The organism is Polaromonas sp. YR568, assembly GCF_943371715.1.
Classification (GTDB): domain Bacteria; phylum Pseudomonadota; class Gammaproteobacteria; order Burkholderiales; family Burkholderiaceae_C; genus Polaromonas.
Map to the genome: position 1 here is coordinate 1 of NZ_CALRVW010000013.1, position 20,391 is coordinate 20,391.

Consider the following 20,391-nt stretch of genomic DNA (forward strand, 5'->3'; position numbering starts at 1 on the left):
CCCCCCCACTTCGGAATCAGCTTACTTCTTGAGCAGGGCGCACTTGGACTCGGCGACCGTGGTGAAGGCCTGGTCGCCAGGGATCTTGGCCACGGTTTTGTAGTAGTCCCATGGTGTGGTCGATTCCTTGGCCGACTTGACCTGGAACAGGTACATGTCGTGGATCATGCGGCCGTCGGCGCGGATCTGTCCCTTGTTGTAGAAGTCGTCGATCTTCATGCCCTTGAGCGTGGCCATGACCTTGTCGCCGTCCGTCGTGCCGGCGGCTTGCACGGCCTTCAGGTAGTTGGTCGCGGCAGAGTAGTCGGCGGCCTGCAGGCTCGATGGCATGCGCTTGTACTTGTCGAAGAAACGCTTGGCAAACTTGCGCGATGCATCGTCCTGGTTCCAGTACCAGCTGTCGGCCAGCTGCAGGCCTTCGGTGTTGGCCAGGCCCAGGCTGTGCACGTCGCTGATGAACACCAGCAGACCGGCAACCTTCATGGTCTTGTTGATGCCGAATTCCTTGGCGGCTTTCATGGCGTTGGTGAAGTCGCCGCCGGCATTGGCCAGCGCCAGCACCTGGGCCTTGGACGATTGCGCCTGCAGCAGGAAGGACGAGAAGTCCGACGCATTGAGCGGGTGGCGCACGGCGCCGGCGACGGTGCCGCCGTTGGCCTTGACCACGGTCGATGCATCACCTTCGAGCGAATAACCGAAAGCATAGTCGGCCGTCAGGAAGAACCAGTTCTTGGCACCGGATTTGACCAGGGCACCGCCGGCCACCTTGGCCAGCGCCACGGTGTCGTAGGCGTAATGCACGGTGTAAGGCGAGCAGGCTTCATTGGTCAGGCGGGCCGAACCGGGGCCGATGGCGATGAAGGGTTTCTTTCTTTCTTCGGCGATCTTGGCCATGGCCAGGGCCGTGCCCGAATTGGTGCCGCCGATCAGCATGGACAGGCCGTCCTTGTCCATCCACTCGCGCGCCTTGGAGCTGGCCACGTCGGCCTTGTTCTGGTGGTCGGCGGTCAGCACTTCGATCGGACGGTTCAGCACCTTGCCGCCGAAATCTTGCGCGGCCCACTTGACCATTTCACCGCCGGCCGGGCCGTCGATGTCGGCGTACAGGCTGGACATGTCGGTGATGAAACCGATCTTGACGGGGCCGGTGTTCTGCGCGGAGGCAGCGGCGGCGAAGCCGATGGCCAGTGCGGCGACGAGGGTTTTGAGTTTCATGGGGTCTCCTTGGGTTGTGGTCGAAAGCGGAAAAAGGGAAAAGAGAGGGGAAGGGCTGGCCGGATGGCGGTCAGACACCGAGGTATTCCTGCAGCATGCCCATGTTCTGGGTCAGCTCGCTCTGCGCAAACTGTTTCACAATGGTGCCGTGCTCCATCACGTAGAAGCGGTCGGCCAGCGGCGCGGCAAAACGGAAGTTCTGCTCGACCAGCACGATGGTGTAGCCCTTGGCCTTGAGCGTGAGAATCATTTCGGCGAGCTTTTGCACGATGACGGGCGCCAGGCCTTCGGAAATTTCGTCGAGCAGCAGCAGGCGCGCGCCGGTACGAAGGATGCGGGCCACCGCCAGCATCTGCTGCTCGCCGCCCGACAGGCGTGTGCCTGGGCTGGACGCGCGCTCTTTCAGATTGGGAAACATGGCGTAGATTTCGTCGATGCTCATGCCGCCCGGTGCCAGCGTGGGCGGCAGCATCAGGTTTTCCTCGGCGGTCAGGCTGGCGAAGATGCCGCGTTCTTCGGGGCAGTAACCCACGCCCATGTGCGCCACCTTGTGCGGCGCCAGCTTGATGGTTTCTTCACCGTTGATGCGGATCGAGCCTTTGCGTGAACCGGTCAGGCCGACGATGGCGCGCATGGTGGTTGTGCGACCGGCGCCATTGCGGCCCAGCAGCGTCACCACCTCGCCCTCGTGCACGGTCAGGTTCACGCCATGCAGGATGTGCGACTCGCCATACCAGGCGTGCAGGTTCTCGATTTTCAGGAGTTCCTTGGACATCAGTGCGCTCCCTGCAGTTCGGTGTTGGCGGTGCCCATGTAGGCTTCGATCACCAGCGGGTTTTTCGACACTTCGGCGTACGGGCCGTCGGCAATGATGGCGCCGCGCTGCAACACCGTGATGCGGTCAGCAATCGACGAGACCACGTTCATGTTGTGCTCCACCATCAGGATGGTGCGCCCGGCGGAGACCTTCTTGATCAGCTGGGTCACGCGGTCCACGTCTTCGTGGCCCATGCCCTGGGTGGGTTCGTCCAGCAGCATCAGCTCGGGCTCGAGCGCCAGCGTGGTGGCCAATTCCAGCGCGCGTTTGCGGCCGTAAGGCAGGTTGACGGTCAGCTCGTCGGCGAAGTCCTGCAGGTCCACCTCGGCCAGCAGCTGGCGGGCGCGTTCATGCAGGGGAAACAGCGTGCTTTCGGCTTTCCAGAAGTGAAATGAGGTGCCGAGGTTGCGCTGCAGCGCCGCGCGCACGTTTTCCAGCACGGTCATGTGCGGAAACACCGCCGAGATCTGGAAGGACCGGACAATGCCGCGCCGTGCCGTCTGCGCCGGCTTTTCGGTCGTGATGTCGTTGCCGTTGAACAGGATGGTGCCGGAAGTCGGATGCAGAAACTTGGTCAGCAGGTTGAAGAAAGTGGTTTTGCCCGCGCCGTTGGGGCCGATCAACGCATGGATATGGCCGCGCTGGACCTTCAGGTCCACCTGGTTGACGGCCACGAATCCCTTGAATTCCTTGGTCAACCCACGCGTTTCAAGAATGAACTCCGCTGACAAATTGCTCTCCGGCTACAGACATTGAAATGACGGGCGCACAGGCCCGTCACAGAGAACTGGATGCTAACGAGTCGCCTTGCCGCGCGTGAGCGGGTTAGGACTTAGGTAGTTTTACGTGCCGGGCTGGCGCAGGGAAATCACGCAGGCGGGGCAGCCCTCTGCCAGGGCGTGAGGATGATGGTTGCGTCAGGCTTCTGTCAGAAAAAAGGCCGGCGGGCGCCGGCCGCTCAGCGTGCGTGGGTCACGCCGCCGTCGACCACCAGCGTCGAGCCGACCACGTAGTCCCCGGCGCGCGAGGCCAGGTAAATGGCGGCGCCGGCCATGTCGGCGTCCTGCCCCACACGGCCGGCCGGGATGCGGGCGGCGACCGCCTCGCCATGGTCGCGGGCGTCCTTGTTCATGTCCGAGGCGAAGGCGCCGGGGGCGATCGCGCTGACCACGATGTTGTCCTGGATCAGGCGCAGGGCCATGCGCCGGGTCAGCTGGATCAGGCCGGCCTTGCTTGCCGCATAGGAATAGGTTTCCATGGGGTTGACGGAAATGCCGTCGATGGAGGCAATGTTGATGACCTTGGCGGGGCGCTGCTCGCCGGACTTGCGCAGGGCGGTGATCAGGGCCTGCGTCAGGAAGAAGGGCGTCTTGAGGTTCAGGTCCATGACCTTGTCCCAGCCGCTTTCCGGAAACTCGTCAAACGGGGCGCCCCAGGCGGCGCCGGCGTTGTTGACCAGGATGTCGAGCTGCGGCTCGTGCGCGCCGTATGCCGCGGCCAGGCTCCTGGCCCCTTCGAGCGTCGAGACGTCGGCAGGCAGCGACACGCAGTGGCCCAGGCTGGCCAGCTCCCTGGCGGTCTGGTCGCAGGCCGCGGCCTTGCGCGCCGAGATGTAGACCCGCGCACCCTGCGCCAGGAAGCCGGCGGCAATCATGCGGCCGATGCCGCGCGAACCGCCGGTGATCAGCGCCGTGCGGCCCTGGAGGGAGAAAAGATCGTTCATGGCGGACTCCTGACTGTGGGTAGGGGAAAGGCTTGCGTCGCAGCTTATCGCCAGTGCGGCGGCGAAGGCGTCACCTGCGTGTCTGCGCTGCACGGGGTCGGGATGCCGGCGTTTGTAATTTATGACAAAAAAATGGCTCCAGCCCTTGATGGGCGGGCGCCATAAGCTATTAAAAAAGGAGCATCTGAAGCCCGGCTTCGGGGGGCTGGCAACCGTGCCGGCCCGGCCCGGTCAGCGGGAGTCCGGGTACCAAGCAGGGACTTTCCTGCAGGCAGGCGCTGGCCGGGGGTAAGGTGGAGGGCCCAGCCACCTGCCAAGGAGACCTCATGCGTGTCGACATTTACCGCCGGGCCGAAGCCAATCGCCAGTTTTCCTACCTCGCTGTGCCCGAAGGGCGGGTGATTCCCGAGGAGGCCACGAACAGCGACTGGGAGTCCGAGGCCCGCGCCGTGGAAATGGGTGCCAGCGCCGAGAAGATCAGCCAGTACGCGATTCCCCGTCCCGAGCAGCAAATTGCCGAAAAAGGATATGCGATCACCAGCGTCAACGGCGCCGGTCACTGAAAACACCTAGTCCCCGCGCGCGGCCGCGGCGGCCCGGAGTTTGTCTTTCTTGCTGGGGCGTTTGCCCTTGATGCCGCCCGTCGAAGGCGGGCTGTCGGCGCCTTCCGCCGAAGGCTCGGCCGGCAGCGGTTCAAATCCTTCGATCTGCTCCAGCGGCAGGCTCAGTTGCTGGCGTTTTTCGATCAGGCGCCAGTGGGCCAGCGTGTCCGCACTGACAAAACTCAGGGCGACGCCGCTTTCTCCGGCGCGGCCGGTGCGGCCGATGCGGTGGATGTACTCCACCGCCGAACGCGGCAGGTCGTAGTTCACCACCACCGGCAGCTGCGCAATGTCCAGGCCGCGGGCCGCCACATCGGTGGCGATCACCACCTTGAGCCGCGAGGCCTTGAAGTCGGCCAGCACCTGCGTGCGTTTGCCCTGGCTCAGTTCACCGTGGAAAGGCTCGGCGTTGATCCGCACCTTGCGCAGCTTGTCGGCGACGATTTCGGCGGCATGTTTGGTGGCCACAAACACCAGCACCCGGCGCCAGCCGTTGGTCTGGATCAGGTGGCGCAGCAGCTGGGTGCGCCGTCCGGCTTCCACGGCAATGGCCCGCTGCACGATATCGGGTGCCTGCTCCGGCTCGGACAGGACTTCGATACGCACCGGCTCGCGCAGCAGCGTCTGCGCCAGCGCCTGCACGGCGGGCGGCAGGGTGGCCGAAAAAAACAGGTTCTGGCGCTGCGGCGCGAGCAGGCCGAGGATGCGCCCGAGTTCGTCGGCAAAACCGAGCTCGAACAGCCGATCGGCCTCATCGAGCACCAGCATGCTGACGCGGGACAGCACCAGGGCGTTGTGGTCCACCAGGTCCAGCAGGCGGCCGGGGGTGGCGACCACGATGTCGGCTCCGCCGCGCAGGTTCATCATCTGCGGGTTGATGGACACGCCGCCAAACACCACCGCCACCTTCAGGACCTGTGGCAACTGCTGCGCCAGGCTGCGCACGGTCTCGCCGACCTGCACCGCGAGTTCGCGTGTGGGGACCAGGACCAGTGCGCGCACCCGGCGCGGCTTCTCGTGCGGGCCCGCCAGCAGATGCTGCAGCAGCGGCAGCACAAAGGCGGCCGTCTTGCCGGAGCCGGTTTGCGCCGAGCCCAGCACATCACTGCCCCGCAGGATGGCGGGAATCGCGGCGGTCTGGATCGGTGTGGGCGCCAGATAACCCTTGCTGCCGACGGCGTGCAGCAGGGCGGGAGACAGGCCCAGTGAGGAAAATGGCATGAAAAGGGCGCTTTATGGGAGCTTTGAGGCAGCTTGGTGAGGGTGACGGCGGATCCGGTGAGCGCCCGCCGTAAAGGCCCAGTTTAAGCGCTTGCGCCACGGGCAAGGGGGTCGGGCGAAGCCGCATAATCAAAGGCTTGCGAATCACGTCCGTCCGGGCTGATACCAGACCCCCGAAAGGCCACCGTGAAAAAGACATTCCAGCTCAACATCGAAGGCAAAAACCGGGATCGCGTGCTCGACGCCGTCAAGCACGAAATCCGCAAATATGTCAAAAGGCAGCGCCGGGTGCCGCTGCCTGAGGGCGTGGATTTCTGGGACTTCGACTGCCGCTTCGGCGCCAGCGCAGACAACGCCACCGAGGTGCATTTTGCGACCATCCTGCCGCTGGTGGACGCCGCCGCCAAAGACGGTGCCGACTCCTTTTACCTCGAGCTGCTCGTCAAGGAAGGCCGGCGCACGCATCGCCCGCGCCCGCTGGATACGGAACACGACGGCCAAGCGTCCCGGCAGGATCCCGAACCTCTTGAATGAGCCTGCGGTTCCTAGACTTTTCGACTGCGCCTGACGATGTTCATGACATTTGCGCTACCTGCCGGAGTTGATGACCTACTTCCATATGGTGAAAAATCCTACGTCATCGTGTAAGAAAAAATAACACACTTTCCCATGAGCCAATCAAGGCTCAAAGGAAACAAGCAATGACTTATTTTTCATCCAAAACCCGCATCGTGACATTGGCGATCGCCACCCTCCTGGTTGCAGGGCCCGCGTTGGCAAAGGGAAATGGCGATAACGATCACCATGGAAACGGCAACGGCAAGCACGCCCAGAAATATGAGCAGCAAAAGGGTGGATCGAAGGGCCAGGAGAAGGCCGCAAAGCGGGAGCGTAAAGAAATTCAACCCGGCACGTACTTCAACGATCAGCAGCGCTCGGCCGCCCGTGAGTACTACGTGCAGAACTATAGCAACGGCAAAAAATGTCCTCCCGGCTTGGCCAAAAAGAACAATGGCTGCATGCCCCCAGGCCAGGCTCGTAACTGGGCGGTTGGCCAACCCATTCCACGCGGCGTCACCACCTATGCCGTGCCCCAGCGTGTCATCGCGCAGCTGCCGCCAGCGCCCTACGGCTACCGCTACACCCGCATTGACGGCGACATCGTCCTGGTTCAGCAACAAAACAACTTGATTGTCGACATCATTCAGGGCTTGTTTGGCGGCTGATACCAAGGACGTGTCAGGTGGATCCATGCTGATGGACGCATGACGAGCCTGGCTACATCCCCCAAGACGCGGGCGTAGCCCGGAATGGGCGGGCAAGCTGCCCGGCATCAAAGTTAGGCCGCTGGCTCGTCCAGCGGCCCTTGCACGTGTGGCGCTGGGGATGGTTCCGACCAGTCATATTGCCGCGTGGTTGGGGTCAGACTTTGTTTTTGCGGGCGACTGCCGGGGCGTTATCACCCGGGTGGCAAACCACCTCTCACGCTGCAGGTTGCATCGGTAGTTATTCGCCTGGTCCCGTCGGCAGGTCGAGTGCGTGGAACACGCGCATCGCGGCCCAGGCATCGTTGGCGGCGTAGACCAGCTGGCTCTCGCTGAGCTGGCGATTCGCCCAGTTGGAAGTCGTGGCCTTTTTCGATTTGAGAAAACGGCGATTGAACAACACGGCCACCGCACCACGCACGCCGATCTCCTTCGCATACCCCTTTTGGCGGAACACCACATTGAGGTCCAGCACATTGCGCGGCTCCACGCCCAGCGTTCGGCGGATCTGCGTGTGGTCGCCGGCCAGCCCGAAGCCGACCTTGGTAATGTGGTCAGCCTCCAGCAGGGTCGCCACAATTTCGCGGCAACGTGTATCAAAAAGCTGGAACACCCAGGCGCGGTCCAGCGTGGACAGCTGCACCACGTGCGGGCCCTCGGAGACCTGGTCGCGGAAAAAAGTCGGTTTGGACTCGGTATCGAAACCGAGCACGGGGCTGGTCGACAGCAACTGCCACGCGTGCTCGGCCTGCTGCGCGGTGGCGACCAGCACGATATCGGCCAGTCCCAAGCGCTCCAGCGGCTCGAGCAGCGCGAGTTCATCACGCGTTGGTGAGGCAAATTTCGGCATGTCAGCGGCTGCGACCTGCTTCAGGCATGAGCCACCACGCTGGGGATGGTGGTCGCCGGCGGCGTGTTGCGGCTGCGGCCGCTGCGCACGATGCCGTCAATCATCACCATGCCCACACCGGGAATGTCACCGCGCTGCACGCTGTCGAGCAGGGTCAGGCCGGATGAATGCTGGGCCTTGTCCATGAACACGAAGTCGGCATCGCGGCCGACCTCGATCAGGCCGCAGTTGAGCTGGCGGATACGCGCGGTGTTGCCGGTGGCAAAACAGAAGGCCAGCTCCGCCGGAATGTTGCCCAGGCTGGACAACAGGGCGATGAGCCGCAACATGCCCAGCGGCTGCACGCCGGAGCCGGCGGGCCCGTCCGTACCGAGAATCACCCGGTGCGGGCATTTGAGCTGCAGCGCGGCCTGGGCCGCCGCAATCGCGACCTTCTCGTTGCCGTTGTGCACGATCTCGATGGCGCGCGAGGACTTTTCACAGAGCTCGCAGACATGCTGCTCCGACAGCGCCGTGTGCCCGCCGTTGATGTGGCCGATCACGTCGGCGTCGGCTTCCAGCACCACGTCCTTGTCGATCAGGCCGGAGCCGGGAATCGAGGGGCCACCGGTGTGGATGGTGCTCTGGATGCCGTACTTGCGGGCCCAGGCCACCATCTCCTTGGCTTCGTAGCCGGCCTTGACCGAGCCCAGGCCGACCTCACCGAGCAGCGTGACGCCGGACTCGGCCAGTTCCTTGAAGTCCTGCTCCACCATGCCTTTTTCGATGATGGGCGCGCCGGCCAGCACCTTGACGCCGCTGGGGCGGAAGTTGTCGAAAGCCCGCTGCGCGGTGATGGCCAGGGCCTTGAGCCCGACGATGTCCTTGGGGCGGCCCGGCAGATGCACTTCACCGGCCGAGATCATGGTGGTGACGCCGCCATGCATGGTCGAATCAATCCAGCCGATCTGGTTTTGCCGCGGCGTCCAGTCCCCGAACACGGGATGCACATGGCTGTCAATCAGGCCGGGGCAGACGCAGGTCTGGTGGGCATCGATGACGGTTTGTGCGCCCTCGGTGTCGCAATCCTTGGCCTTGCCGACGGCGACGATCAGTCCGTCGTTCACGACAATGGTGTCGGCGTCCAGAATCGGCTGGTCGATGTCGCCGGACAGCAGCAGGCCGATGTTCCTGATCACCACTTTTCCGGATTTTCCGGTCGATACAGCTTCTGCCATGTTGTTTGCCCTCTCAAAGGTCGTGGGTGGGAATGTCCGCCGGTGGTGCGGAGGTGTCAGGGGTTGAGCATCACGGTGCGCAGCACGGTGCTGGTGATGAAAGCCTGCCAGTCGGCCAGGGCTTCGGGCGTCTGCAGGTCTTCGCCCAGGAAGGCCGACAGGGTGTGGCGGTTGGAGATGTAGAAATAACCGGTGGCCGCGATCAGCAGGTAGACATTGCGCGCGGAGATGTCGGCGCGAAACACCTTCTTTTTCACGCCGCTTTCCAGCAGCTTCTGGATGATCGCAATCGCGGGCGACGAGTACTCCCGGGCGCGCATGGACTTGGAGATGTGTTTGCCGCGGTGCAGGTTTTCCGTGTTGAGCAGCGTGATGAACTCGGGGTTCTTGCTGTAGTAGGTCACGACAAAACGGATGACGTCCTTGAGCGATTCCACCGGCTGCTCCAGGTCGAGATCGAGCTCCAGCTCGGCATCGTTCATCCGGCGGTACATGTCTTCCAGCACTTCGATGAACAGGCCTTCCTTGCTCCCGAAGTAGTAATAAATCATCCGGTCGAAGGACTTGGCCGACTGGGAGATCTTTTCCACGCTGCCGCCTTCGTAGCCGTACCGTGCAAAGACCTTGGTGGCGGCTCGCAGAATGTTGTCGCGCGTGGTTTGCGCGGCCTGCTCCCGCACACCCGTCCGTTTGGCGGGCGCACGCTTGGCCGCGGTTGTGCGTGGCTTGGAGGTCCGGGCGGGTGGTGTGGCCATGTTGGGGTGACGCTCAGGCTTGGGCGTGTGGCGCCGACGTAGCGTGCGAAGCGACAAGCGTGGGGGTCAACATCTATTGCTCGGCAAACGCCCGTTCGATCACAAAGTCGCCGGGCCGGGAGGTGTTGCCCTCCACAAAGCCGCGTTTTTCCAGCATGTGTTTCAGGTCCTTGAGCATGCCCGGGCTGCCGCAGATCATGACGCGGTCCTGCGCAGGGTCCAGCGGGGGCAGCTTCAGGTCTTCAAACATCTTGCCGGTTTCCATCAGGTCGGTGACGCGGCCCATGTTGCGGTAACTCTCGCGCGTCACGGTCGGGTAGTACAGCAGCTGCCGGGACACCATCTCGCCCAGGAACTCGTGCTGCGGCAGATGGTCCACGACCAGGTCGTGGTAGGCCAGCTCGTCGGCCTGGCGCACGCCGTGTACCAGAACGATCTGCTCGAACTGTTCGTAAGTCGCCGGGTCGCGGATGATGCTCATGAAGGGCGCCAGACCGGTTCCGGTGGACAGCAGGTACAGCCGCTTGCCGGGAAGCAGGTAATCGATCACCAGCGTGCCGGTCGGCTTGCGCCCGACGATGATGGTGTCGCCTACCTGGATGTGCTGAAGCCGCGACGTCAGCGGGCCGTCGGGCACCTTGATGCTGAGGAACTCCAGGTGTTCCTCGTGGTTGGGGCTCACGATGCTGTAGGCCCGCAGCAGCGGCTTGTCGTTGACGCGCAGGCCTATCATCGTGAAATGGCCGTTGCTGAAGCGCAGCGAGTGGTCGCGCGTGGTGGTGAAAGTAAACAGGCGGTCGGTCCAGTGGTGGACGGACAGGACACGTTCTTCGTTGAAGGCGCTCATGGTGGGGATGCAGGCTCTGGGGTTCGGGTTGGATGGTTCAGGCGCCGGGATGGATACTCGCCAGCTTAACGGTTTTGTCTTTCCATGGCTCCTCAAAGCAGTCGACCGGACAGACGTCCACACAATCCGTGGATTTGCACTTGATGTAGGCATCGGTGACGACGTGGGTCATGAGGTCCTTGAGAGGTCTGCCGGGGAGGCCGCCGGCGGTCGATGGCGTCAATGTGCCATACAAATGTAGTGAACGCAACATTTAAATGTGGTGTCCGCAACATTTTTTTTCCGGGTTTTGGATTTGACGTGTAAACACTATTGCACGGCCACTGTGGATGCGCTACATTGATTCCGAATGTAGCAAGTGCAACATCAAAGTTAAGCAGGCGCTACATCCACAGTGGCGCGCAGGATGGCGGGCAGGACGAAGGCAAACACGATGACCGAGCATACAAAGACGGACGGCTTACCAGGCATGGACTCCCCGGAACTTCCCCAGGTGCTGGAGAAGGCCCGGCCGCGCAGCGAGCGCATGAACAGCGAGAAGATCGAATGCAACGCCTGTCCGGTGTTGTGCCAGATTTCCGACGGCCGCAGCGGCGCTTGCGACCGGTATGCCAACCAGGGTGGGACGCTGGTCCGGGTCGATCCCGTGCTCTTGCTGCGCCGCACCCTGGAGGGCGGGGAGCCGCTGCTCGTGCCGTTCACCGCCCGTCCCGTCGTCGCGGGTGCGCCTGATCCGGCCGCATTGCCGGATGCCGCGGCGGAGGAAACCTCCTGGAACGGCGACCTGCTGCTGGCCGACGAGGTCTTCATCACCGGCGTGGGTTCCTCGACGACCTATCCCGACTACAAGCCGGCGCCGTTCATCGTGTCCTCCCAGGCTGCGGGGGTGGACCTCGTGACCGTGGTCACCGAGGGCATCTTCAGTTATTGCAGCCTCAAGGTGAAGATAGACACCGACCGTTTCCTCGGCGCCGAGCAGGCCAATGTGCGCTGCAAGGGCGAAGTGGTGGGTCATGTGACCACCGCGGAGTACGGTTCCCAGATGTTGTCACTGGGTGGCGTGCACCACCTGACCGGCGGCAGCAAGAAAGAGGGCCGCGTGACGGTCGAGATGATGATGGCGCTGGGCAACAAGCAGCCGGCCGAACTCACGATTGACGGCGGCTCCCAGATACTGATCCAGGCCGGCCGTGCACCCATCGTCAACGGGGTGGAGGAAAAGCGCATGCGTGTGGGCTGCGGCTCGGCCACCATCGGCATTTTTGCGAAGCAGTTTTTTGGCAAGCTCGACGAGGTGGTGGTGGTCGATGACCACATCACCGGTGTGCTGACCGAGCACCAGGCCGGGCGCTGCCTGGACATGCGCCCCTCGGGGATCCGGATGCGGGGCCGCAAGTCGACGCCGGGGCGTTATTTCCAGGTGGCCAACCCCGGAACAGGGTGGGGCGGCACGGACATCGCCGATCCGCTGGCCATCATCGAAAGCTGGGATGCCGAGGCGGCCTGGCCCGGCTTGCGCCTGCTCATGACATCGACCACCGGCGAGCATGCGAGCTGGTATGTGTTGAACGATCAGCTCCAGCCGGTGGAGCAGCCCATGCCCGACGAGGTCCGCCGCATTGTCGAGCGCATTGGCGAAAACTGCGAGCCTTCGCTGACCACCGTGCTTTTCCTGGGTGGCGCCGGCGGCAGCCTGCGGGCCGGGGTCACGGAAAACCCGGTCCTGCTGACACGTGCCATCAAGGACGCGCTGGTTAATGTCACCTGCGGCGGCGCGCCCGCCTATGTCTGGCCAGGTGGCGGGATCACCGTGATGGTCGACGTCATGCGCATGCCGGACAACAGTTTCGGCACCGTACCCACACCGGCCATCGTCGCCCCGATTGAATTCAGCATGAAGCTCGACGACTACCGCGCGCTGGGCGGCCACATGGACCATGTGCGCACGCTGGAAGATGCACTGCGCCGGGGAGCGTGGCACAACGAAGGTGCGCCCACGGCCCGCCAGTGGGTGCCCTTGCCCGCCGTCAATCCGTGGCCGCTCGCGCGGCCGCCACTGCTGGGCTGAGGCAGGCGACGCATGGCTGCCCAACGCACGCTGCTGCCAGACGGACGCTGGCATTTTCAGCACGGTCCGATGGACATCGTCATTGGGGCCAGCGGCAGTCCGGCCTGTGTGGAGGCGGCGCATGCGGCGGCGTGGGAGCGTTTCACCGGCATGCTGGACGAACTGGTGCAGGAGCTGGCGGCCCTGCGGCAACCGGTGAGCGGTGACTGCCCCCTGCAGGGACCCATTGCGCGGCGCATGTGGCACGCCTGCCAGCCCTATAAAAGCAGTTTCATCACACCGATGGCCGCGGTGGCCGGCGCTGTGGCGCAGGAGCTGGTGGCCTGCTACGCCATCAGCGGCGTGAGACGCGCCTGGGTCAACAATGGCGGCGACATTGCCCTGCACCTCACACCCTCCCAGTCGGTGCGCATCGGCCTCTATGCTGATCTCGCGCGCCTGAGTGTGGGGGAAATTCTTGACGGGGTGCAGACCGACGGCCAGTTCGAGGTGGCCAGTGTGTTGCCGGTGCGCGGCGTGGCCACCAGCGGCTGGCGCGGCCGCAGCTTTTCACTGGGCATCGCCGACAGCGTCACGGTTCTCGCACGCACCGCGTCCGAGGCCGATGCCGCGGCCACCGTGATTGCCAACGCCGTCGATCTGCGCGATGCCCGCATCCGGCGCAGGCCGGCCAGCGAATTGAAGGATGATTGCGACCTCGGCGCCATTCCCGTCACGGTGGAGGTGCCGCCGCTGGAACCGGCGCTGGTGCAGCAGGCCTTGCGGGCGGGCCTGAAGCGCGCGCAGGCCTTGCGCGCTGCGGGCCTGATCTGGTCGGCCGCGCTGGTTTGCCAGAATCAGGTGGTGACGACCGGTACGGCCGACGCACTTGCGGTGGAAAACCGGCACGCTGACGGCCGCGGCATGCAAGTTGGTTCAGTATTTGCTTAATGAAACGGATGGACGCAAACCGATGATTGAAATACGACGCATCTTCACGCATGTGGAGCAGATCTGGCACGAGTTCGGCCCGGTCGCCCCGGTGCCGCTGATGCGCGGCGCCATTGCTGCCGTGCTGACCAATCCGTTTGCCGGCCGCTACGAGCCGGACATCCTGCCCATGATGGACGCGCTCCAGCCCGTCGGCATCGACATGGCCGAACGGCTGCGCGCAGCGATGGACGTGCCGGTGGAACGTATCGAGGGTTACGGCAAGGGGGCGATCGTCGGTGCGGCGGGCGAGCTCGAGCACGGTGCACTCTGGCACGTTCCCGGCGGCTACGCGATGCGGGAACTGCTGGGCTGGAAGGGTGATGCGGCGGCTTATGCCAAAGGGCAGGGCGAGGAAAAATCCGGACGTCCCGGCAATGCCCTGTCCATCGTGCCCTCGACCAAGAAAGTGGGCGGGCCCGGCGCGGCGCTGGACGTGCCGATGACACACATCAATGCCGCCTATGTGCGCAGTCATTTCGATGCGATCGAAGTTCGCGTTCCCGGCGCCCCCCTGCCGGACGAAATAGTCTTTATTCTTGCCATGAGTACCGGTCCCCGTGTCCACGCGCGGGTGGGTGGGCTGGCAGCCCAGGCCATCAGCAAGTGGGACGGCCTGCGCTGAGGCGCCATCGACACAACGACAATACGCAAGGACACACAACATGACAGCGAGCATCAGAAAAATCATCGTCCAGGTCGACGAGACCCGGATGGAAATGGGGCAAGCGGTCCATCCGCCGACACGGCGGGCGCTGGCCATGGCGGTGATCGCCAATCCGTTTGCCGGAAAGTATGTCGAGAACCTTGACGAGCTGATCGCCATTGGAGAAGAGCTGGGCGGCCTGCTGGGCGCCAAATGTGTGCAGGCGCTCGGCATTTCGCCCGGTCAGGCGCAAAGCTACGGCAAGGCGGCGATTGTCGGCGAGGCCGGAGAACTGGAGCACGCCGCGGCCATCCTGCATCCCAAGCTCGGTGCGCCCCTGCGCCTGGCGGTCGAAAAGGGCGCGGCCCTCGTGCCCTCCAGCAAGAAGCGGGGCGGCCTCGGTACCGCGATCGACGTGCCGCTGGGACACAAGGACGCGGCTTTTGTGCGCAGTCATTTCGACGCCATGGAGGCGCGTGTCGCCGACGCACCGCGTGCCAATGAAATTGTGGTTGCTGTCGTCGTCACGGACAGCGGCCGGCCACTACCGCGCGTGGGCGGCTTGCAAGTCCACGACATCAAGGGCGAGGACGGGCTCCGGTAAGCGGCGCTCCTCACCAACCATTCCGATCCACGACAAGCAGGAGTTTTTTATGAAGATGCAATACAAGATGCTGGGCACCATGACTTTTCTGGGTCTGATGGCCTCGCTGGGGACCGCCCACGCGCAGGGCGTCATCAAGATTGGCGAGATCAACAGCTACAAGGCCCAGCCCGCCTTTCTCGAGCCCTACAAGAAGGGGATGGAGCTGGCGGTCGAGGAAATCAATGCCGCCGGCGGTGTCAACGGCAAGAAGGTCGAGCTGATCGTCCGCGACGACAACGCCAACCCCGGTGACGCGGTCCGTGCGGCCGAGGAGCTGGTTTCGCGCGAGAAGGTGGATGTGCTTACCGGCTCCTTTCTCTCGCACATTGGCCTGGCACTGACGGACTTCGCCAAGCAGAAGAAATTTTTCTTTCTTGCCGCTGAGCCGCTGACCGACAAGATCGTCTGGCAAAACGGCAACCGCTACACCTACCGCCTGCGCGCTTCCACCTACATGCAGGTGGCCATGCTGGTGCCCGATGCAGCCGCGATGACGAAAAAGCGCTGGGCTGTCGTGTATCCCAACTACGAATACGGCCAGTCCGCGGCCGCCAGCTTCAAGAAGCTGCTCAAAGAGGCGCAGCCCGATGTGGAATTCGTCGCCGAACAGGCGCCGCCGCTGGGCAAGGTGGACTCCGGCAGCGTGGTGCAGGCCCTGGCCGATGCCAAGCCGGACGCCATCTTCAATGTGCTGTTCGGTGCCGACCTGTCCAAGTTCGTGCGTGAGGGCAACACCCGCGGCCTGTTCCAGGGCCGTGAAGTCGTCAGCCTGCTGACCGGCGAGCCCGAGTACCTCGATCCGCTGAAGGACGAAACGCCCAACGGCTGGCTGGTCACCGGTTACCCGTGGTACGGCATCCAGACACCCGAGCACAAGGCCTTCTTTCTGGCCTACCACGGCAAGTACAAGGACTATCCGCGCCTCGGTTCCGTCGTGGGCTACAGCGCCATCAAGTCGCTGGCCGAAGGCATGAAAAAAGCCAAGTCCACGGACACCGAAAAGATGATCGCGGCCTTCAGCGGCCTGAAGGTCAGCACGCCTTTTGGTCCCGTCGTCTACCGTCCGGAAGACCACCAGTCCACCATGGGTGCCTACGTCGGGCGCACCAAAAACGAGGGTGGCAAGGGTGTGATGGTGGACTACCGCTACATGGACGGCGCGAAGTTCCAGCCCTCAGCCGCAGAACTCAAGAAGCTGCGCCCCGCCGACTAAGCAGGCTGGCACCCGGCGAAACCACGTCCGGTCCCGCGCCTTGCGCGCGGGTGCCGGCCGCAGGTGTCGCCGGCGATGGACTCCTGCATGGCGGCCCCGGCCTGTTTTGGCGCCTGCAAGGGGCTGTCTCCCGTAAAACAAAGGTAATTCATGAGCTTTTCAGGCTTTGTCGTCCAGTTGCTCAACGGTCTGGCCGGTGCGTCGTCGCTGTTTCTGGTGGCGGCCGGGCTGTCGCTGATCTTTGGCGTGACGCGCATTGTCAACTTCGCGCACGGCTCTTTTTTCATGGTCGGCATTTATGTGGCCTATTCGCTGGTGGCCACCCTGGGCGGCACCATCGGTTTCTGGCCGGCCCTGCTGCTGGCCGCGCTGGCCGTCGGTGTGCTCGGTGCGCTGGTCGAGGTCCTGCTGCTGCGCCGCATCTACCGCGCGCCCGAACTGTTCCAGCTGCTGGCCACCTTTGCGTTGGGCCTGGTGATCAAGGATGGGGTGTTGTGGTTCTGGGGGCCGGAGGAGTTGCTCGGCCCGCGGGCGCCCGGCCTGACCGGTTCGGTGTCCATCCTTGGCCGGCAATTTCCGTCCTACGACTTGTTCCTGATCGTTGCCGGCCCGGTGGTGCTCGGCCTGCTCTGGCTGCTGCTGACCAAAACCCGCTGGGGTACGCTGGTGCGCGCCGCCACGCAGGACCGGGAGATGGTCAGCGCGTTGGGTGTCAACCAGGCCTGGCTGTTCACCGCGGTGTTTGCGCTGGGCGCGCTGCTGGCGGGCCTGGGCGGTGCGCTGCAACTGCCACGTGAACCCGCCAATCTCGAGATGGACCTCAACATCATCGGCGCCGCTTTTGTGGTGGTGGTGGTGGGCGGCATGGGCTCCATCCCCGGCGCCTATGTGGCAGCGCTGCTGATTGCCGAGTTGAAGGCCATCTGCATCTGGCTGGGCCTGGTGGAAATCTGGGGCGTCAGCATTTCGTTTTCCAAACTCACCCTGGTGGTGGAGTTTCTCGTGATGGCCGTCGTGCTGGTGGCCCGTCCCTGGGGCCTGTTCGGCCGGCCGCAGGCGACCAGCCGCCATGCCGGCACCGCCGAGGAACCCCTGCGTCCGCCCGATCGCCTCTACAAGTTCGGCGGCGCCGCCTTGCTGGTGCTGCTGGTCCTGATGCCTGCGCTGACCGCACAGTCCCCATACGTGACGGTCCTGCTGATCGACCTGCTGGTGGCCGTGCTGTTTGCAGCCAGCCTGCACTTCATCATGGGGCCGGCCGGCATGCATTCCTTTGGCCATGCGGCCTACTTCGGCCTGGGGGCCTATGGCGCGGCCCTGCTGGTGCGCAGCCTGAACCTGCCGATGGAGGTGGCCCTCGTCGTGGCACCGGCGCTGGCGGCGCTGGGCGCTTTCATCTACGGCTGGTTCTGTGTGCGGCTGTCGGGCGTGTACCTGGCCATGCTGACGCTGGCGTTCGCCCAGATCACCTGGGCGATCTGTTACCAGTGGGATGCCTTCACCGGCGGCAGCAACGGGTTGACCGGCGTCTGGCCATCCGAATGGCTGGCCGACAAGAAGATGTACTACTACCTGACGCTGGCGCTGGTGGCCGGGGCGGTGCTGATGATGCACCGCATGCTGTATTCACCCTTTGGTTACGCCATGCGTGCTGCACGTGATTCGGTGCTTCGCTCCGACGCGATCGGCATCGACGTCAAGCGCATGCAATGGGTGGCCTTTGTCATCGCTGGCACCTTCGCGGGTCTGGCCGGTGCGCTGTACGCCTTCTCCAAAGGCAGCATTTCCCCGGAAAGCCTGCATGTGAGCAAATCCATCGACGGCCTGGTCATGGTGCTGCTGGGGGGCGTGCAGACGCTGGTGGGCCCCATCGTCGGCGCCGTCACCTTCACCTGGCTGCACGACACGGTGGCGCGCAACACCGACTACTGGCGCGCCATGCTGGGCGCCATCATCCTGATCCTGGTGCTGCTGTTTCCGCAAGGGATTGCCGGCTTTGTCCAGCAACTGCTGTCGCGCCTGCGCGGCGCGAAGGAGGGGCAGTCATGAGCTTGCTCAAAGTATCCGGTCTGGGCAAATCGTTTGGGGGCGTCAAGGCGGTCGACGGCATCAGCTTCGAGCTGGCCGCCGGCGAGCTGCTGGCGCTGATCGGGCCCAACGGCGCCGGCAAGTCGACCACCTTCAACATGGTCAACGGCCAGCTGCGGGCCGATGCCGGCTCCATCCAGCTGGGTGGCCAGGAACTGATTGGTCTGGCCCCGCGCGACATCTGGCGGCTTGGCGTGAGCCGGACCTTCCAGATTGCCGAGACCTTTTCGTCCCTGACCGTCGTGGAGAACGTCCAGATGGCGCTGTTGTCCTCGGACCGCAAGCTGTTTTCCATGTGGCGCCGAGCCGCCGACCACAAGCGCGAGGAGGCGCTGGTGCTGCTCGAGCAGGTCAACATGAAAGGCCAGGCCGACCGGCCCTGCAGCGTGCTGGCCTATGGCGACGTCAAGCGCGTGGAACTCGCGATGGCCATGGCCAACAACCCCAAACTGCTGCTGATGGACGAACCCACGGCCGGCATGGCGCCCAGGGAGCGCAACGACCTGATGGCCCTGACCAAACAGCTGGTGGTGGACCGCGGCATGGCGGTGCTGTTCACCGAGCACAGCATGGATGTGGTGTTTGCCTATGCCGACCGCATGATCGTGCTGGCGCGGGGGCGGTTGATTGCAGAAGGCAAGCCGCTGGAAATCCGCGACCACCCCAAGGTCCAGGAGGTCTATTTCGGCAGCGGGAAGACCTTCGAGAAAAAGACACTGGAAAAGGATGCCGCCTCATGAGCGCTGTGAACGAAGTCCTGCTGCAGGCCCAGGGCCTGTGCGCCTGGTATGGCGCCGCCCAGATCCTCTACGACGTGGGCATCGAGGTGCGGCGCGGTGAAGTGGTGGCCCTGATGGGGCGCAATGGCGCCGGAAAATCCACGACGCTCAAGACGCTGATCGGCATGCTGGACAAGCGGCGCGGCAGTGTGTCCTTTCTGGGCACCGACATTTCAAAAAGCGAACCCCACCATGCGGCGCGCATGGGCCTGGGCTTTGTGCCGGAGGACAGGCGCATCTTCACCGACCTGACGGTGATGGAGAACCTGGAAGTGGGGCGGCAGCCGCCGCGCCGCTGGCCCGACGGCAGCCAGGCGCCGGTCTGGACGCCCGAGCGTCTGTTCAAGCTTTTTCCCAACCTCGGCGAGATGCCGGACCGCCAGGGAGGCCGCATGAGCGGCGGCGAACAGCAGATGCTGACGGTCGCGCGGACCCTGATGGGCAACCCCTACCTGGTCCTGCTCGACGAGCCCTCGGAAGGTGTGGCGCCGGTGATCGTCGAGCAGATGGCGCACATGATCCTGGAACTCAAGTCGCAGGGTGTCAGCATTTTGCTGTCCGAACAGAACATGCATTTTGCGGAGTTGGTGTCGGACCGGGCCTATGTGCTCGAAAAGGGCCAGATCCGTTACGAGGGTTCCATGGCCGAGCTGTCGGCCAACGAAGAGGTGCGGCGCGCCTACCTCAGTGTCTAGCGCCCCATGTTGTTTTAACCCGTCTCAAGGAGATTCCATCATGCATCCCGCTAACCGCAGAACCCTGTTGAAAACCCTGTCCGGCGCCGGCCTGGTGGCGGCGGCCGGCCTGGCCGGCCGCGTAGCCTTTGCCGCCGGCATCAAGCCCGACGCCAAAAGTGCGCTGATTGTTGTCGATGTGCAGAACTGTTTTGTGACCGGGGGCACCTTGCCGGTCAAGGGCGGCGAGGAAGTGGTGCCGGTCATCAACAAGCTTGCCGGCGCTTTCGAGAACATCGTGATCACGCAGGACTGGCACACCAAGGGCCATGCGTCCTTTGCCAGCACCCACGCGGGCAAGAAGCCCTTCGAAGTCAAGAAGCTGGCCTATGGCAACCAGGTGCTGTGGCCCGACCACTGCGTGCAGGGAACGGACGACGCGGCCCTGCACAAGGACCTGGCGCTGCCCACGGCCCAGGTCATCGTGCGCAAGGGCTACCACCAGGAGGTGGACAGTTACTCGGCCTTCACCGAGGCCGACGGCAAGACGCCAACCGGCCTGGGCGGTTACCTCAAGCAGCGCGGCATCAAGCGTGTTTTCGTGACCGGGCTGGCAACCGACTTCTGCGTCGCCTGGACCGCGATGGACGCGCGCAAGGCGGGCTTCGAGGTCTATGTGATTGAGGACGCCACGCGCGCGATTGACCTGAACGGCTCGCTGGCGGCGGCCTGGAAGCAGATGACGGCCAAGGGCGTCAAACGCATCCAGTCCAAAGACCTGGCCTGAAGCGCGACC

General features: G+C 64.0%; 21 protein-coding genes and 1 pseudogene. 12 read left to right on the top strand and 10 right to left on the bottom strand.

What is annotated here, in order from left to right; all coding sequences use genetic code 11:
- Nucleotides 1-21: 21 nt before the first annotated feature.
- From AAG813_RS11075 to AAG813_RS11090, 4 genes are all read right to left on the bottom strand, one after another.
- Complete coding sequence (locus tag AAG813_RS11075; protein WP_341914867.1) at nt 22-1,215, bottom strand: ABC transporter substrate-binding protein; 1,194 nt, start codon at nt 1,213-1,215, stop codon at nt 22-24.
- Between the two features lie 70 nt (nt 1,216-1,285).
- The gene (locus AAG813_RS11080; protein WP_341914869.1) at nt 1,286-1,990 is read right to left on the bottom strand and encodes an ABC transporter ATP-binding protein; all 705 of its coding nucleotides are present in this window, start codon (nt 1,988-1,990) and stop codon (nt 1,286-1,288) included.
- Nucleotides 1,990-2,763, bottom strand: a complete 774-nt coding sequence (locus AAG813_RS11085; RefSeq protein ID WP_341914871.1) for an ABC transporter ATP-binding protein — start codon at nt 2,761-2,763, stop codon at nt 1,990-1,992. Before AAG813_RS11085 ends, AAG813_RS11080 begins: the two co-directional genes overlap by 1 nt.
- Before the next feature lie 227 nt (nt 2,764-2,990).
- Nucleotides 2,991-3,755 carry an SDR family oxidoreductase gene (locus AAG813_RS11090; protein ID WP_341914873.1) on the bottom strand — a complete coding sequence of 255 codons (765 nt, stop codon included), beginning with the start codon at nt 3,753-3,755 and terminating at the stop codon, nt 2,991-2,993.
- Nucleotides 3,756-4,081: 326 nt separating this feature from the next.
- Here AAG813_RS11090 and AAG813_RS11095 point away from each other — a divergent pair, with 326 nt between their 5' ends.
- Nucleotides 4,082-4,318 (top strand): DUF6139 family protein, encoded by a 237-nt coding sequence (locus tag AAG813_RS11095; protein ID WP_341914874.1) that lies wholly within the window; start codon nt 4,082-4,084, stop codon nt 4,316-4,318.
- A 6-nt stretch (nt 4,319-4,324) separates the two neighbouring features.
- Here the strand turns inward: AAG813_RS11095 and AAG813_RS11100 are convergent, their stop codons facing one another.
- Nucleotides 4,325-5,578, bottom strand: a complete 1,254-nt coding sequence (locus AAG813_RS11100) for a DEAD/DEAH box helicase (protein ID WP_341914875.1) — start codon at nt 5,576-5,578, stop codon at nt 4,325-4,327.
- A 186-nt stretch (nt 5,579-5,764) separates the two neighbouring features.
- Between AAG813_RS11100 and AAG813_RS11105 the strand changes: the two genes are divergently transcribed.
- A complete protein-coding gene (locus tag AAG813_RS11105; RefSeq protein ID WP_341914877.1) occupies nt 5,765-6,112 on the top strand; it encodes a DUF6172 family protein in 348 nt (115 codons plus the stop codon).
- A gap of 167 nt (nt 6,113-6,279) precedes the next feature.
- Complete coding sequence (locus AAG813_RS11110) at nt 6,280-6,804, top strand: DUF1236 domain-containing protein (RefSeq protein WP_341914879.1); 525 nt, start codon at nt 6,280-6,282, stop codon at nt 6,802-6,804.
- Nucleotides 6,805-7,084: 280 nt separating this feature from the next.
- On the opposite strand, the gene AAG813_RS11115 is transcribed toward AAG813_RS11110, so the two are convergent.
- The 5 genes and pseudogenes from AAG813_RS11115 to AAG813_RS11135 form a co-directional block, all read right to left on the bottom strand.
- Nucleotides 7,085-7,693: a 3'-5' exonuclease gene (locus AAG813_RS11115; protein WP_341914881.1), complete on the bottom strand. Its 609-nt coding sequence runs from the start codon at nt 7,691-7,693 to the stop codon at nt 7,085-7,087.
- A 20-nt stretch (nt 7,694-7,713) separates the two neighbouring features.
- A complete protein-coding gene (locus tag AAG813_RS11120; RefSeq protein WP_341914883.1) occupies nt 7,714-8,910 on the bottom strand; it encodes an amidohydrolase family protein in 1,197 nt (398 codons plus the stop codon).
- 56 nt (nt 8,911-8,966) lie between these two features.
- Nucleotides 8,967-9,665, bottom strand: coding sequence for a TetR/AcrR family transcriptional regulator (locus tag AAG813_RS11125; protein ID WP_341914885.1), 699 nt, complete (start codon nt 9,663-9,665; stop codon nt 8,967-8,969).
- Nucleotides 9,666-9,738: 73 nt separating this feature from the next.
- A complete protein-coding gene (locus AAG813_RS11130) occupies nt 9,739-10,512 on the bottom strand; it encodes a ferredoxin--NADP reductase (protein WP_341914887.1) in 774 nt (257 codons plus the stop codon).
- A gap of 88 nt (nt 10,513-10,600) precedes the next feature.
- Nucleotides 10,601-10,684: pseudogene (locus AAG813_RS11135) on the bottom strand (ferredoxin); the annotation flags it as partial.
- Between the two features lie 261 nt (nt 10,685-10,945).
- Between AAG813_RS11135 and AAG813_RS11140 the strand changes: the two are divergent.
- The 9 genes from AAG813_RS11140 to pncA all read left to right on the top strand — a co-directional run bounded on the left by AAG813_RS11140 (nt 10,946) and on the right by pncA (nt 20,382).
- Complete coding sequence (locus AAG813_RS11140) at nt 10,946-12,580, top strand: 6-hydroxynicotinate reductase (RefSeq protein WP_341914889.1); 1,635 nt, start codon at nt 10,946-10,948, stop codon at nt 12,578-12,580.
- A gap of 12 nt (nt 12,581-12,592) precedes the next feature.
- Entirely contained in the window at nt 12,593-13,510 is a 918-nt protein-coding gene (locus AAG813_RS11145; RefSeq protein ID WP_341914892.1) for a UPF0280 family protein, read from the top strand.
- Nucleotides 13,511-13,532: 22 nt separating this feature from the next.
- Nucleotides 13,533-14,174 (top strand): amino acid synthesis family protein, encoded by a 642-nt coding sequence (locus AAG813_RS11150; RefSeq protein WP_305356571.1) that lies wholly within the window; start codon nt 13,533-13,535, stop codon nt 14,172-14,174.
- A 40-nt stretch (nt 14,175-14,214) separates the two neighbouring features.
- Nucleotides 14,215-14,799: an amino acid synthesis family protein gene (locus AAG813_RS11155; RefSeq protein ID WP_305356570.1), complete on the top strand. Its 585-nt coding sequence runs from the start codon at nt 14,215-14,217 to the stop codon at nt 14,797-14,799.
- Between the two features lie 79 nt (nt 14,800-14,878).
- Nucleotides 14,879-16,054: an ABC transporter substrate-binding protein gene (locus AAG813_RS11160; RefSeq protein WP_341915079.1), complete on the top strand. Its 1,176-nt coding sequence runs from the start codon at nt 14,879-14,881 to the stop codon at nt 16,052-16,054.
- Between the two features lie 150 nt (nt 16,055-16,204).
- Nucleotides 16,205-18,103 (top strand): ABC transporter permease, encoded by a 1,899-nt coding sequence (locus AAG813_RS11165; protein WP_341914898.1) that lies wholly within the window; start codon nt 16,205-16,207, stop codon nt 18,101-18,103.
- Nucleotides 18,100-18,882 carry an ABC transporter ATP-binding protein gene (locus AAG813_RS11170; protein WP_341914899.1) on the top strand — a complete coding sequence of 261 codons (783 nt, stop codon included), beginning with the start codon at nt 18,100-18,102 and terminating at the stop codon, nt 18,880-18,882. The genes AAG813_RS11165 and AAG813_RS11170 overlap by 4 nt, the downstream gene beginning before the upstream one ends.
- A complete protein-coding gene (locus tag AAG813_RS11175) occupies nt 18,879-19,616 on the top strand; it encodes an ABC transporter ATP-binding protein (protein WP_304836120.1) in 738 nt (245 codons plus the stop codon). Before AAG813_RS11170 ends, AAG813_RS11175 begins: the two co-directional genes overlap by 4 nt.
- 40 nt (nt 19,617-19,656) lie before the next feature.
- Entirely contained in the window at nt 19,657-20,382 is a 726-nt protein-coding gene (pncA, locus tag AAG813_RS11180) for a bifunctional nicotinamidase/pyrazinamidase (RefSeq protein WP_341914902.1), read from the top strand.
- Nucleotides 20,383-20,391 lie beyond the last annotated feature (9 nt).